This is a genomic window from Aquabacter sp., from assembly GCF_965279295.1.
In the GTDB taxonomy this organism is placed as follows: domain Bacteria; phylum Pseudomonadota; class Alphaproteobacteria; order Rhizobiales; family Xanthobacteraceae; genus Aquabacter.
On the sequence record NZ_CBDIHQ010000015.1, the window covers coordinates 269021 to 282084 of the forward strand.

The 13064-nt window shown below is 66.7% G+C and carries 14 protein-coding genes; 5 read left to right on the top strand and 9 right to left on the bottom strand.

Going from position 1 to position 13064, the window contains the following annotated elements:
* Positions 1–200: 200 nt before the first annotated feature.
* Genes ADADO0_RS11920 through ADADO0_RS11930 form a run of 3 tightly spaced genes read left to right on the top strand, consistent with a single transcriptional unit; the run spans position 201 to position 2219 of the window.
* Complete coding sequence (locus tag ADADO0_RS11920) at positions 201–1097, top strand: hypothetical protein (protein WP_511305363.1); 897 nt, start codon at positions 201–203, stop codon at positions 1095–1097.
* The gene (locus ADADO0_RS11925) at positions 1090–1704 is read left to right on the top strand and encodes a chromate transporter (protein ID WP_511305364.1); all 615 of its coding nucleotides are present in this window, start codon (positions 1090–1092) and stop codon (positions 1702–1704) included. The genes ADADO0_RS11920 and ADADO0_RS11925 overlap by 8 nt, the downstream gene beginning before the upstream one ends.
* Entirely contained in the window at positions 1701–2219 is a 519-nt protein-coding gene (locus tag ADADO0_RS11930; RefSeq protein ID WP_511305365.1) for a chromate transporter, read from the top strand. Before ADADO0_RS11925 ends, ADADO0_RS11930 begins: the two co-directional genes overlap by 4 nt.
* A gap of 2 nt (positions 2220–2221) precedes the next feature.
* Here ADADO0_RS11930 and ADADO0_RS11935 read toward each other — a convergent pair whose 3' ends face one another.
* Entirely contained in the window at positions 2222–2890 is a 669-nt protein-coding gene (locus tag ADADO0_RS11935) for a glutathione S-transferase family protein (protein ID WP_511305366.1), read from the bottom strand.
* Positions 2891–2941: 51 nt separating this feature from the next.
* On the opposite strand from ADADO0_RS11935, the gene ADADO0_RS11940 reads away from it, so the two are divergent.
* Both ADADO0_RS11940 and ADADO0_RS11945 read left to right on the top strand, forming a co-directional pair.
* On the top strand, positions 2942–4237 hold the full coding sequence (locus ADADO0_RS11940) for an MFS transporter (RefSeq protein ID WP_511305367.1): 1296 nt from the start codon (positions 2942–2944) through the stop codon (positions 4235–4237).
* Between the two features lie 117 nt (positions 4238–4354).
* A complete protein-coding gene (locus tag ADADO0_RS11945; protein WP_511305368.1) occupies positions 4355–5380 on the top strand; it encodes an IS110 family RNA-guided transposase in 1026 nt (341 codons plus the stop codon).
* 191 nt (positions 5381–5571) lie between these two features.
* Here the strand turns inward: ADADO0_RS11945 and ADADO0_RS11950 are convergent, their stop codons facing one another.
* The 8 genes from ADADO0_RS11950 to ADADO0_RS11985 form a co-directional block, all read right to left on the bottom strand.
* Positions 5572–5898: a YnfA family protein gene (locus ADADO0_RS11950; protein ID WP_511305370.1), complete on the bottom strand. Its 327-nt coding sequence runs from the start codon at positions 5896–5898 to the stop codon at positions 5572–5574.
* A gap of 116 nt (positions 5899–6014) precedes the next feature.
* Entirely contained in the window at positions 6015–6695 is a 681-nt protein-coding gene (locus ADADO0_RS11955) for a 3-oxoacid CoA-transferase subunit B (protein ID WP_511305371.1), read from the bottom strand.
* Complete coding sequence (locus ADADO0_RS11960; RefSeq protein ID WP_511305372.1) at positions 6692–7399, bottom strand: 3-oxoacid CoA-transferase subunit A; 708 nt, start codon at positions 7397–7399, stop codon at positions 6692–6694. The genes ADADO0_RS11955 and ADADO0_RS11960 overlap by 4 nt, the downstream gene beginning before the upstream one ends.
* 210 nt (positions 7400–7609) lie before the next feature.
* Positions 7610–8788, bottom strand: a complete 1179-nt coding sequence (locus ADADO0_RS11965) for an MFS transporter (RefSeq protein WP_511305373.1) — start codon at positions 8786–8788, stop codon at positions 7610–7612.
* Between the two features lie 263 nt (positions 8789–9051).
* The gene (locus ADADO0_RS11970) at positions 9052–10176 is read right to left on the bottom strand and encodes a hypothetical protein (RefSeq protein ID WP_511305374.1); all 1125 of its coding nucleotides are present in this window, start codon (positions 10174–10176) and stop codon (positions 9052–9054) included.
* Complete coding sequence (gene ccoS, locus ADADO0_RS11975; RefSeq protein ID WP_511305375.1) at positions 10173–10322, bottom strand: cbb3-type cytochrome oxidase assembly protein CcoS; 150 nt, start codon at positions 10320–10322, stop codon at positions 10173–10175. The genes ADADO0_RS11970 and ccoS overlap by 4 nt, the downstream gene beginning before the upstream one ends.
* Positions 10319–12496 carry a heavy metal translocating P-type ATPase gene (locus ADADO0_RS11980; RefSeq protein WP_511305376.1) on the bottom strand — a complete coding sequence of 726 codons (2178 nt, stop codon included), beginning with the start codon at positions 12494–12496 and terminating at the stop codon, positions 10319–10321. Before ADADO0_RS11980 ends, ccoS begins: the two co-directional genes overlap by 4 nt.
* A gap of 13 nt (positions 12497–12509) precedes the next feature.
* Positions 12510–13013, bottom strand: a complete 504-nt coding sequence (locus ADADO0_RS11985) for a FixH family protein (protein WP_511305377.1) — start codon at positions 13011–13013, stop codon at positions 12510–12512.
* Between the last annotated feature and the right edge of the window lie 51 nt (positions 13014–13064).

Here is a 13064-nt window from a genome sequence, read left to right on the forward strand (position 1 = left end):
CGCGCGCGTCCTTGACGCGTTAGCTGTTGGATCGCGCGAAGACGGTGTCAAACGATGCTGTTGCATGCCTCTTTGCTTCAAGGCGCGGATGTGCTGCTGTGACACAATAGGGCGGGGTGGCGTGTGAATCGGCGGGCTGATCGCAGCCGGCGGGTTCGTGAACGATGCTAGGGGGAATGTCTGTGCCGCAAGAAAAGCCAGTGTCCGCGACGGACGCCGCGCCGCAGAAAGTCTATGCGGACGGCCATCCCTACGACGAAATCCACTATCTTGAAGCGAAGATCATTCTCGATGGCCGGCGCTTTACGTCGGTGCAGAGCTTCTTCGACTTCGCCAAGATCGTGTCGAAAGTCGCAAAGCGCCTGGACGTGGGCTTCGAGCCGCATTCAGCCAGGAGCGTGAGGCCGCAGATTCGCGAGGTCCTGTTCCTCGATACCCAGGATTTCACGCTCTACAACAACGCCTTCATCCTGCGCCGCCGGATCACCTATGAGGATGGCTTCCCGGTCGGCGATCCCGAGATGGTGTTCAAGTTCCGCCACCCGGACCTCGAGACGGCCGCGGCCCTGGATGTGCGGCCGCAGATCGAGGGCAATTACCGCATCAAGTTCAAGGAAGAGATCCTTCCGCTGAAGGACCGGATCGGCGGCATACGCTCGCTGTATTCGCACAATGTGGAATTTCCCTTCCGCCCGCGCGGCACGGGGGACCCAACGGCCGCGGCGACGCTGGTGCGGGTGTTTCCCGCGCTTGCGCCTATTCTCTCCGCCTCGCGCAAGCACGTTCAGCTCGTCAACCGCACGGCGGTGGAAGAGGTGCTTCAGCAATTGGGCATGCTCGATTTCGGCAAGGGCATGCTTGCCGCGTGCAATGTCTCGGTGTGGCGGTCGCGCGGGGATCAGCAGCAGTTGGTGGGCGAGTTCGGCTATCAGGTCCGCTTCACCCGCAAGGAGGATCTGAGTGCCAAGGCCGCGCAGCGCAGCGAGGCCTTCTTCCTGGCGCTTCAGGACGAGGCGAAGGATTGGCTGTCGCTTGGAACCACCAAGACCGGCGCGGTCTACCGGCTGAAGGGCAACCCGCCCCAAAGCCATGAGTGATGCGCGAACCCCTATCCCCGGCCGTTCGCCGGAGACGCCCGCTCCCCTTGATGTGAGCCTGCTCGATATTTTCATCGGCTTTCTCATCATCGGCGGCACCAGCTTCGGCGGCGGCGTGGTGGCCTATCTGCGCTCGGGCCTGGTCGGGCGGCGCAAGTGGATCGACGACGAGACGTTCGTGGAGCTTCTGTCGATCTGCCAGAGCCTGCCGGGGCTGAATGCCTCGAACATGGCGATCCTGGTGGGGGACCGGCTGCGCGGAACGCTGGGTGCCGCCGTGGCGCTGGTGGCCATCTGCCTGCCCGGCGCCCTCCTGATGGTGCTCGCGGCGGGCGCCTATGCGGCCTCGCAGGGCGGCAGCGGCGGGGCGGTTACGGCGATCCTCCACGGCGTTTCGGCGGCGGCTGTCGGGCTGGTGCTGGCTGTGACCTTCCAGCTCGGCCGCAAGACGCTGAAGCGCTTCGCCGATTTCGGCTTCGTGATCCTCACCGTCATCGGCGTCAACGTGCTGCACCAGTCGGTGCTGCTGGTGCTGGCCGTGGTCGGGGCGATGGCGATCGTCTGGTATCGCCCGCGCCGGGCCCCGGATGGGGAGACGCAGCCGTGAACCAGATTCCGGCGCTGATCGCGGTGTTCGCATATCTCTCCCTGCTCACGGTGGGCGGGGGCATGGCGGCGTTTCCCGAAATGAAGGCCCTGGTGGTGGAAAGCCACCATTGGATGACCTTCCCCCAGCTCATCCATCTCTACAGCATCGGCCAGATGGCGCCGGGCCCGAACATGATGATGATCGCCGGTGTCGGCCAATGGGTCGCCGGGCCGGTGGGTGCGCTGGTGGTGGTGCTGGCATTCTTCCTGCCGACGGGGCTTCTGACCCTTTATGTCGGCCGCTTGTGGAAGCGCCTGGATCATTGGCCCTGGCGCAATTCCATCCAGCGCGGGCTTGCGCCGGTGTCCATCGGCCTGCTGCTGGCGGGTGCGATCAGCCTGTCGGAGGGCATCCTCACCGGCTGGCAGAGCTTCGCCATTTCGACTGCGATCTTCATCGTTCTGCTGGCGACGCGGATGAACCCCATTCCGCTGATCGGGGCCGCCGCCGTGGTGGGGTATTTCGCCTTCTGAGATCAGGCCGGCGGCAGCATCGGCCCGCCGATCTCCACCGCCTTCTGGAACGCCGGCCGCGCCCTCAGGCGGTCGAGATAGGCTTTCAGGGGCGGGTATGGGTCGAGCAGGCCCATCCGCGCGGCGACTTCGAGGGGATAGGCGATCTGGATGTCGGCAAGGGTGAAGGCCTCGCCCATCAGATAGTGCTGGTCTATCATGGCAGTCGCGATCGAAGCCAATGTCTTCCCGAGCACCGGTTTGACGAATTGCCCCATGCGCTCCGTCAGGCCCCCGGTCAGCGCGCCGATCCGCGTAATCATGATGGGGAGAGCCGCTGTGCTCTCGACGAATTCGAGCCATTCCTCGTGGACGAAATAGGCGTCGGTGTCCCGCGGCGGAGAGAAGCGGCCGCCGGCATATCGCACATCGATATATTTCAGAATGACGGCGGATTCCGCCAGGATCAGCGTTCCATCCTCGATCACCGGCGACTTGCCGAGAGGATGCACCTTCGCCAAGGCTGGCGGCGCCTTGAAATTCGCGTCGCGGTCGTAACGCACGAGATGATAGGGCAGACCGGCCTCTTCCAGGAGCCAGAGAATCCGGTGCGAACGGGAATATGCCAGATGATGAAGCGTAATCATGATGTGCCAGCGATCATCTGTGGGGTCCGGGTTGATTGAGATCATACATATTCGCGATGCCGTGTCATGGTGCGGCAAGGCAGTCGGGAGCGGGCATTGAGGGATGCGCAGGCCGTAAATGACGCGCGCACCGCGCGGCGCCGGGTCATCGTCGCCGGTGTCGTGGGCAACGTGCTGGAGTGGTACGATTTCGCCCTATACGGCGTTCTCGCGCCGTTCATCGCCGCGCATTTCTTCCCCGCCGCCGACACCCTGGCGGCGCTGATCAATTCCTATGCGGTGTTCGCCCTGGGCTTCCTGGCGCGGCCGTTGGGCGGGATCATCTTCGGCCATATCGGCGACCGGTTCGGCCGGCGGCAGATGCTGACGCTCTCGGTCGTCCTGATGGCGTTTCCCACCTTTCTCATGGGCCTTCTGCCGACCTACCAGAGCGTCGGCGTCCTCGCGCCGATCCTGCTGATCCTGCTGCGGCTAGTGCAGGGAGTTTCGGCAGGCGGCGAGTTCTCCGGGTCCATCGTCTTCCTGGTCGAGCAGGCGCCGGCCCACCGGCGCGGGCTGTTCGGCAGTGTCGCCAATTTCGGCGCGATGATCGGCGGACTTCTCGGCGCCGGCGTCGGCTGGCTGGTCGCGGAGGCACTGCCGGCCGATGCCATGATGGAATGGGGATGGCGGATACCGTTTCTCACCGGCATCCTGGTTGCGTTCATGGGGCTCTGGGCGCGCTTCGGGGTCGAGGATTCCCCCGCCTTCACCCAGCTCGCAGCGGCACAGGAGCTGGAGCCCCAGCCGCTGCGGGCCGCGCTGCGCAGCGAGGGCCGGCAGATGGCGATCGGCGCCGGCCTGAACTGGGTCGCCTCGGTCGGCTATTACCTTGTCTTCGTCTGGTTCATCAGCAATGCCAGCGACATCATCGGCCTGCCATATCAGGATGCGCTGGGCATCGGCACGCTGGGGCTGGTGGTGGGGTTGGTCGCCACGCTCGCCATGGGCCATCTCTCGGACAAGATCGGCCACCGGCGCATGCTGGTGGCGGGTTCGCTCCTCACCATGGTCTGTTCCATGCCGCTGCTGGCGCTGGCGGCCGTGGGCACGGTGCTGGCGGTCACGCTTGCCCAGATCGGCCTGGCGCTGCTGGCGGCGATCTTCCTCGGCACACTGCCCGCCGTGTTCGTTTCGCTCCATGGCACAGCGATGCGCTGCACGGCGCTGTCGCTCGGCTACAATGTGGCTCTGGCGCTGTTCGGCGGCACCGCGCCGCTGGTGGCGACGGTGCTGATCAAAGTCACCGGCTGGTCGGCCGCGCCCGGCCTCTATTTCGCGCTCACGGCGCTGGTATGCTGTCTGCTCGTGCGGTTCGTGCCGCCGTCGTCGGCCGAGAGCAAAGGCGCCTGACCGCCCCATAAAAAAGGTTGGGCCATTGGGCTCGCGCCGCTCTGGCCGGGCGGGTTGAGACGGTGATGGCGTGGAGTACGCTGTGCTGATCAGCCCAAGCGGATCAGGAGATGAGCGATGGAGTTCTTTGCTGGCCTAGACGTTTCGGTGCGTACGACGAGCATCTGCGTAATGAACGCGACCGGTGCAGTAGTTCGAGAAGGCAAGGTCGACAGCGAGCCGGAGGCGATACTTGCCTTCCTGCTTTCAGTTGGTCGGAGCTACGGCCGAGTTGGGATCGAAGCCGGTCCTATGTGCCAGTGGCTTTACGCAGGGCTGGCCCGAGGCGGCATGCCAATGATCTGCGTGGAGACCCGGCATGCGCAGGCGATGCTAAGTGCCCAGGTCAACAAGACCGATCGGAACGACGCCCGCGGGCTTGCTCAGATGATGCGTGTGGGTCTGTATCGACCGGTTCACGTCAAGACGTTGGCAAGTCAGGAGATCCGCGTGCTCCTCACAGCGCGCAAATTCATTCAAGGCAAAATTCTCGACGTCGAGAACAGCGTGCGCGGGCTGCTCCGAAACTTTGGCATGCGCGTCGGGCTCGTTACGCGGGCGGCCTATGAAGCCCGGATAGCGGAGCTCGTTGCCGACAGCCCGGCGCTGCTTGCTGTCATCGAGCCCCTCTTGGCAGTCCGCCGTTCGTTGCGCGAGCAGTACGCGGTGCTTCACGGTCGAATGCTTGCCTTCTCGCGAGACGATGAGACCTGCAAGCTGCTTATGACGGCGCCTGGCGTCGGTCCTTTCGTTGCGCTGACCTACCGCGCCGCCATCGATGAGCCTGCTCGATTTCAAAAATCGCGTGCTGTCGGCGCACACTTCGGTCTAGCACCTCGAACCCATCAATCCGGTGAGATCGATCGGCGGGGGCGGATAACGAAGAACGGCGATGAGACGCTGCGTCTAGCCTTGTATGAGGCTGCGCTGGTGTTGCTGACCCGGTCAAAGAAGCCTTCGGCGCTACGAGCTTGGGGCCTGCGATTAGTCAAGCGACGCGGCATGATGAAGGCCACCATTGCCGTAGCGAGGCGGCTGGCCGTCATACTTCATCGGATGTGGGTCGATCAGACTGAGTACCGTTGGACGGCAGAAGCCGCATGACGCCAGTTATTTAGAGATCCGCGCAAGCGGAACGATGTTCCTCCGGGGACCGAGGGGCGGTGAGATCGAGGGCGGTTTGGAGAGCGCAAGCTACTCCGCAAAAAAGCTTGATCCACCACTCTTCGTACCTAACCGTGAAGCGGCCCCGGCGCCGACTTCGGAGAGAAGCCAGAGACCTGGTGGAGCATTCTTTAAACCGCTCGAGGCGCGAACAGAATGACAGCCATTCCCAGCAAGCAGATCGCTGCTCCCGTTAGATCCCAGCGATCAGGCCGCATCCCCTCCACCGACCAAAGCCACAGGAGAGATGCGGCTATGTAGATGCCGCCGTAGGCTGCATAGGCCCGGCCGGCGGACTCGCTGTGCACGAAGGTGAGAGCATAGGCAAAGATGATCAGCGACACCACGCCGGGGCCAAGCCACCAGATGGACTTGCCCATGCGAACCCATGCCCAGAACGCGAAGCATCCGGCTATCTCGGCGACTGCAGCCACAACGAACGCTATCGCAGTTTGCACTTCGTACCCCCAGAATCATGGCGACACGTCGTTTTAACCGCTTGACGGGAATACGCCCAATAGAGAAGCCGCCCCACGTTCCTTCAAACGCGAGGCGGCTGACTGTTTCCGTAAACTCAGGGCGCCCGCAGCACGCCCGGCGCACCATCGGTCACGAGCGGTGCCCCGGTCAGGGCCTGAAGCCCGTCGAGGTCGAGGCCCTCGGCGATTTCCTTCACCAGGAACCGGCCGTCCACCACATGGATCACCGCAAGGTCGGTGAAGATGCGGCTCACGACGCCAGCGCCGGTGAGGGCGTAGGTGCACTGTTCCACCAGCTTCGGCGTGCCGTCGCGGGTGGTGTGCTCGGTGATGACGAACACCTGCTTCACGCCGCTCACCAGATCCATGGCGCCCCCAACGGCGGGAACGCCGTCATCGCCAGCCTTCCAGTTGGCGATATCGCCATTTTCCGCCACCTGGAACGCGCCCAGGATGGAGAGATCGATGTGGCCGCCGCGGATCATGGCGAAGCTGTCCGCGTGGTGGAACAGCGCCGCGCCGGGCAGGAGCGTCACCGGCTTTTTGCCGGCATTGACGAGATCGGGGTCTTCCTCGTCCGGCGGCGGACGATCTCCGAAACCGAGCAGGCCGTTTTCGGTGTGATACGTCACGGCGCGGCCGGCGGGCACGTAGAGCGCCACCAGTTCCGGCATGCCGATGCCGAGGTTGACGTAGCTGCCGTCCTGAATGTCCTGCGCGGCGCGCCACGCCATCTGCTGGCGGGTGAGCTTCTTCACCAAAGTCTCGGTGCTCATAGGTGGCTCGCTCCCTCTGCGACCAGCTTCTCTTCCTGGACCGGGTTCGCCACCTTGACCAGCCGGTTCACGAAAATGCCCGGCGTCACGACCACTTCGGGGTCGATGCCACCTGGCTCAAGAATGTCGGTTACCTGCACGATGGTGGTCTTGCTCGCCATGCACATCATCGGGCCGAAATTGCGCGCGGTCTTGTTGTAGACGAGGTTGCCATAGGCATCGGCACGCAGCGCCTTGACCAAAGCGAAATCCGCCTTCAGCCAACGCTCCATCACATAGCGCACGCCGTCGAACGTGCGCTCCTCCTTGCCCTCCGCGATCGGCGTGCCGACCGAGGTGCGGGTGAAGAAGGCGGGGACGCCCGCGCCAGCCGCGCGGATGCGCTCGGCGAGCGTGCCCTGCGGCACAAGCTCAAGCTCGATCTTGCCGGAAAGGTAGAGTTCGTTGAACGCGCGGGAATCGGTGGAGCGCGGAAATGAGCAGATCATCTTGCGCACGCGGCCGGCCTTGATGAGGCCGCCGAGGCCGACATGGCCGTTGCCCGCATTGTTGTTCACGACAGTCAGTTCGCGCGCGCCCTGGTCGATCAGCGCATGGACAAGTTCGACCGGCGCACCTGCGCCGCCGAACCCGCCAATCATGACGACTGCCCCGTCCGGAATATCCGCGACGGCCTCAGCCAGGTCGTAGACCGGTTTCCTCATGGTTTCCTCACCCACCCTACGCCGGGGGCCAGGTTCTGCCTGGCCGCGCGGCTCTTTGCCCATCGTCCACACCGCAACGGCTCAGCCGATCACGGTGACGCCCCGTCCATCCCGACATAGACGATTTCGCGGAAATCGCCCATTTGATCGCGCAGCGCAAGGTGCTGATCCATCACTCTGCCGCAGGTCGGTCATGCGAAATAAGTCACGTTAGGTCCGGCTGACGCCGGACAGCGCCACCAGCGCCAGAGCCGGCATGGCGGCGATGGCGAGGAAGGACAGATCAAACCGTCCGGTCAGGCCAAGCGTCGTCGCCAGAAGTGTCGGCCCGATGATGAAGCCGAGGAAGATAAACACCGTGCCGCCGGCCGATGCCTCACTGATGAGATGCGGCGGCGCGCGGCGGGCAAGCTCCGCCTGCTGCACGCCGTTCCAGCCCGAAACGGTCACGCCCGCGACGATGGCGAGCGCGAGCAGCATGGGCAGGGGCCAGTCAGGCTGGGCAAAGGCGAGGCACGCCGTGGCGCAGGCGGATGTTCCGGCGGTGATCCGCAACACGAACATGCCCGAGCCCACGCGGTCCGCCAGCCAGCCGAGGCCGATGCGGCCAAGCACGCCGGAAATCTGCACCACCGCGAACACCATGCCGGCGTGGGTCGGCGTCAGGTGGAGGCCGGCCACCAGATAGGTCACGAGGAAGGCGTTCCAGCTTCCCTGGGTGATGCCGAGAAACCCGCCGGCGAATGCGATGCGCATCAGCCCCGCCGCCTTTAGGACCGCGAAGGTGTGCCGCGCGTTCGCAGGTGAGAGCAGCACGCGCCAGTTCATCTGTCCGGGGTCACGCCCCGCGTCGATGCGCCCGCGCACCGCCTGCGCCCCCGCGACGGCAATCAGCAGCACGACCACCACGGCCAGCAGCGCGAACCGCCAGCCCACATACAAGGCGAGCGGCGGCAGAAGCAGGCCGGCGGCGGCCGCGCCCACCGGCACGCCCGCCTGTTTCACCGAGAACAGCAGGGACCGGTGCCGGGCCGGCGCGTAGCGCATCAGAACGTCGCTGCCCGCCGGCGTTGCCGGGCCATAGGCAAGGCCGATCAGCGAGGCGGCGGCGAACGGCGCCACCAGCAGGGGCATGGGCAGCAGCGCCACGCCGACGATGCCCAGCAGTAGTCCGGCCTGTACCGTCCGGATCGAGCCGAACGCCCGCAGCAGGGGATTGCCGCAGATCAGGAAGGTGATCGCGCCGGTGGTGCCGCACGCCACGAGAAAGCCGACATGGGTCGCCGGCCAACCCAGCTCAGCGCCGAGGATGGGGGCGAGCGTCGGGATCATCTGGTTGAGGAAGGCACCCGTGGTCTGGAGCAGCATGACCGCCGCCAGGGCCGACACCCATCCCTCGTGGGCGGGCTTCAGACTCGCGCCGATGTGGGGTTGAGCAGACAGTCGTGCCTCCATCCGGCACGCGTGCCGGTCGCGCCTGCGTCAGACGCGTGGCTCGATCCGGTCTCGTGCGGTCAATGCCGGCGCGGGCGCCGGCTCAAAGTGTCGAACGATAAGGTAGCGTTACGACCGCCGCTCGGGCAATGCGTTGCGTCGATATAGTGACCGTCTGCCGGGACATACTGCCTTTCCTGGATGTCCGAAGTCGAAAGTCACAGGAATACAGAGGCTTGCGCGCCTATGAGCGCGGCGCAGAACAGGCTCGCATCGTGAAGCGCCAAGCCGAGGCGGCTGGGCGTGCCGTCAAGGCGCAGCCAGGCGGTCGCGCCGATGGTGGCGGCCGACCATCCCGCGCCGGTGAACACCATGGCCAGCGCGAGGGTCGCTGGGAGGGGAATGGCCCAGGCGAGCGCCAGCCCGCTCAGGGCCAGCAGGATCCCGGCGGCGGTGATCGCGGGCGCGGAAAAGCGTGTGCCAAGCCAGAACAGCGGCACCGATGGCGCGTACATCGCGAAGACATGGAGGGCGACAAAGCCAAACACGGCCCCCTCGCCAATGCCACAGTCCACCAGCCGCATCGGCGCTCCCGCCATGAGCAGGCTCATGCATAGCCACGCCACCGCTGCGGCAAGGGTGGGTCCGATGACCGAGCCCAAGGGGGCGGTCTCGCCTTCGGGCGGGGCGGTTATGGGATCAGGCGCGAGGCGCACGGCGATGGTGAGCGCGACGGTATGAGCGGCGGCGGCAAGCGCGGCCGCGCCCACCAGGAAGAACGGGGCGAACAGGCGCTCGGTAAATTGGGTCAGGAGCGGCCCGGCGAAAGCCGCGAGCAGGCCGCCGGCCAGCACACCGGCGGCGGCCGCTGCCGGTTGACGCCCGGCCGCCGCCGCTTCGTGGCGGTAGAAGAAGGAGAAACCCTGCGCCATCCCGAGCCACAGTCCGCCGATGCAGGCGAAGGCGAATTGCTGCTTCAACAGGCCAAGCGCCAGCAGCACGCCGCCGGCGATCCCAAGCGACGCCCCCAGCGCAAAGCCGGCCCGCCGGCCGAAGGCGTCGCGCAGGAACGAGGCGGGAAAGGAGGCGACGGCCGACCCCAGCATCAGCGCCGCGAACGGCCACGCCGCGCGCAGCGGATCGCCGCTCGGTGCCAGCATCATGCCGGCCAGCGGGAGCGCGGCGGAAGCGACAGTCTGCGCCAGCACAGCGAAGGCGAAGCCGGCGGTCAGGGGCAGGAAGCCAGCCGGGCCGCGCGCATTGTCATTGGCCGGCGGGCAGATGGTGGGGTCGCAGATGCAGGCCAGCAGTCCGGCGCGGATCGATGCGGCGCGTGGGCTCACCGCTTCACGTCTTCGTCGGAGAGCATACGGCGGGCGGCGCCGTCGAGGTCGTCATATTGCCCCCCGCGCAGGCACCACAGGAAGGCGAATAGGCCGGAGAGGCCGAGCGCCAAGGCGATCGGCACCAGATAGAGAAGCACCGTCATGTCTTCACCCGCGCCCCGAAATGGGAGGCCCGCATGGCATTGAGCGTGACCAGGATGGACGAGCCGGACATGGCGAGCGCCGCCACCAGCGGCGTCACATATCCCCCCACCGCCAGGGGAACGGCGATGAGATTGTAGAGCAAGGCGAGGGCGAGGTTCTCATGGATGCGCCGCAGTGCGCAACGCGCCCCGTCCACCGCCGCGAGGACCGGGGCGAGGCGGGCGCCGAGGAATTCCGCATCCGCCTGCGCCTTGGTGAGCGCGGCCCCCTCCACCGGCGAGAGGGATACGTCGGCAGCGGCCAGCGCTGGCGCATCGTTCAGCCCATCGCCCACCATGAGGATGCGCCGTCCCTTCGCCTTCAGGGCTTCGAGCGCGGCGATCTTGTCCCCCGGCTTCAAACCCGCGCGGGCATCGGTGATGCCGAGGGCGGCGGCGACCGGCGCGACCGCCGCTTCGCGATCCCCCGACAAAATGATGATCTGAAGCCCGCTTGCCCTGAGCGCCGCCACCACCTCCACCGCATCGGGCCGCAGCGCCTGGTCGATGCCGGCGGCGAAGCCCTCCGCCCCCAGGCGGAACGCGATCAGCGATGCCGAGGCCGGCAGGTCGGCGGGCGCCTTCAGGCCGCAGAAGGCGAGGCTGCCCAGGCGCGCGTCCATGCCCCCGATAAGCGTCCGCACGCCCTCACCCGGTGCTTCCGTCACATCGGGGAAGGGGGCGCCCTCCGCCTTGGCGGCGAGCACCCCGGCCAGCGGGTGGCGGCTGGATTGGGCGAGCCGCGCGGCGAGCGGGACGAGCGCGGCATCAATTCCCTGCGGCAGGCGCAGCACGGGGTCTGGCAGGGTCAGGGTGCCGGTCTTGTCGAACACCACGGTGTCCACCGGCGCCAGCCGCTCCAGCATATCCGCCGAGCGCAGCAGGATGCCGGCGCGGAACAGGGCGCCCGTCGCGACCACCTGCACGGCGGGTACCGCAAGCGCCAGGGCGCACGGGCAGGTGATGATGAGCACCGCCACCGCGATCATGACGGCATCGTGCACGCTCGCCCCCGCTAGCAGCCAGCCGACGGCGGACATCAGTGCGGTGAGATGCACCACGGGGGCGTAGGCGCGGGCGACCCGGTCGGCGAGCCGCACATAAGTGGTGCGCGATGTCATGGCGGTGTCGAGGAGGCGCTGCACCTCGTCCACCAGCGTTTCCTCGCCCCCCGCCGTAACGCGCAGGGTCAGCGCCCCCTCACCATTCAGGCTACCGGCATGCACCGCTTCGTCCGCCATCACCGCGCGCGGCAGCGTCTCGCCGGTGACGAGCGCCTCGACGACGCTTGAATTGCCCTGCATCACCACGCCGTCCGCGCCGACGCGCTCGCCCGGCGGCACCAGGATGAGATCACCCGGCGCCAGCGCCTGGACCGGTACCTGCACCGCGACGCCGGCGGCATCGAGCCGGTGCGCCATCTCGCCCCTGAGCGCGGCGACGTTCGCCGCCACCGCCCGCGTGCGCTGTCGCGCGGCATGGTCGAGATAGCGTCCCGCCAGCAGGAAGAACAGCAGCATCAGCGCGCTGTCGAAATAGGCGTGCTCCCGGTGAAGCGCGGTCTCCACCACCGACATCGCAAGCGCCAGAAGCACCCCCAGCGAGATCGGCACATCCATGTTCAGCGCGCGGCTGCGCAGGGCGGCGAGGGCGCTGAGGAAAAACGGCTGGCCGGCATAGGCCGCCGCCGGCAAGGCGATCAGGGCCGAGAGCCAGTGGAACAGGTCCCGCGTCTCGGGGGTGATGTCGCTGACATTGCCGGCCCAGACCGAGACTGAGAGCAGCATCACGTTCATCGCCGCGAAGCCCGCCACCCCGAGGCAGCGCAGCAGCCATTTCGCGCGCTGCGCCTCCGCGTCTTCGGTGCGCGCCGAATAGGGGTGGGCGCGATAGCCCAGTGCCGAAAGCCGCGCCACCACGGCATCAGGCGCCGCCTCTTCGCCCCATGCCACGGACAGCCGGTGGGTGGTGTAGTTGAGCCGCGCGCGCACCACGCCGGGAAGCGCCGCGATGCCGCGCTCGATCTCCTCGATGCAGCCGTCGCGGTCGATGCCCTCGACCACGAGGTTCATCTGCGCGCGCCCGGCGGGGTCGCGCTTCAGGAAGATGGAATAGTCGACGGCCTCGGCACCCAAAGACAGATTGCTCCTAGTGAAGGATCACCCGGTTCTTTGAACGGAACATGCGCTCACCGCCTTGCGTCAGATCAATCACCAGATCCCATTGGCCGGCCGGCGCATCGAGGGTCGCGACGTAGCTGCCGTTGCCGAGCGGCGAAAGCTGCACCGTGGTGTCGAAGCGCGCATTGGCGGGATGGGCGAGCCGCGCGGTCCCTTCCAGCTTCATCAGCGGCTGACCCGCCGCGTCGCTCGCCTGCACCACCAGGCTCCGGCCGCCGCCCGCCGCATTGCCGACCTTCGCCTGCACCTGCCAATGCCGCTCAGCCTGCTGCCCGGCCGCCATTTCCTCGCCGCGGAACGCCAGACCCGCCTGGTAGGAACTTGCGGTCTCAAGGCCGCCGAAGGTGGTCACGGCAAAGCGCGCCATCACCACGTTCACCGCCACGATCACGCCGAAGAAGCTGAGAATGCAGATCAGCACGAAGCGGCCTGTGATGGGGCGCTTCGGGCGGGCGAGAACGGCTTCGGACATGGTTGGTCTCCCGATTAGATTTGTGCTGTCGGCTCCCTCTCCCGCTTGCGG

Bases quoted from the DNA above. Each gene is read 5' to 3' on its own strand.
- ADADO0_RS11945 (WP_511305368.1), top strand. From the start codon at position 4,355: ATGGAGTTCTTTGCTGGCCTAGACGTTTCGGTGCGTACGACGAGCATC.
- ADADO0_RS11925 (WP_511305364.1), top strand. From the start codon at position 1,090: ATGAGTGATGCGCGAACCCCTATCCCCGGCCGTTCGCCGGAGACGCCC.
- ADADO0_RS11955 (WP_511305371.1), bottom strand. From the start codon at position 6,695: ATGAGCACCGAGACTTTGGTGAAGAAGCTCACCCGCCAGCAGATGGCG.
- ADADO0_RS11935 (WP_511305366.1), bottom strand. From the start codon at position 2,890: ATGATCTCAATCAACCCGGACCCCACAGATGATCGCTGGCACATCATG.
- ccoS (WP_511305375.1), bottom strand. From the start codon at position 10,322: ATGACGGTGCTTCTCTATCTGGTGCCGATCGCCTTGGCGCTCGGCCTC.
- ADADO0_RS11985 (WP_511305377.1), bottom strand. From the start codon at position 13,013: ATGTCCGAAGCCGTTCTCGCCCGCCCGAAGCGCCCCATCACAGGCCGC.
- ADADO0_RS11960 (WP_511305372.1), bottom strand. From the start codon at position 7,399: ATGAGGAAACCGGTCTACGACCTGGCTGAGGCCGTCGCGGATATTCCG.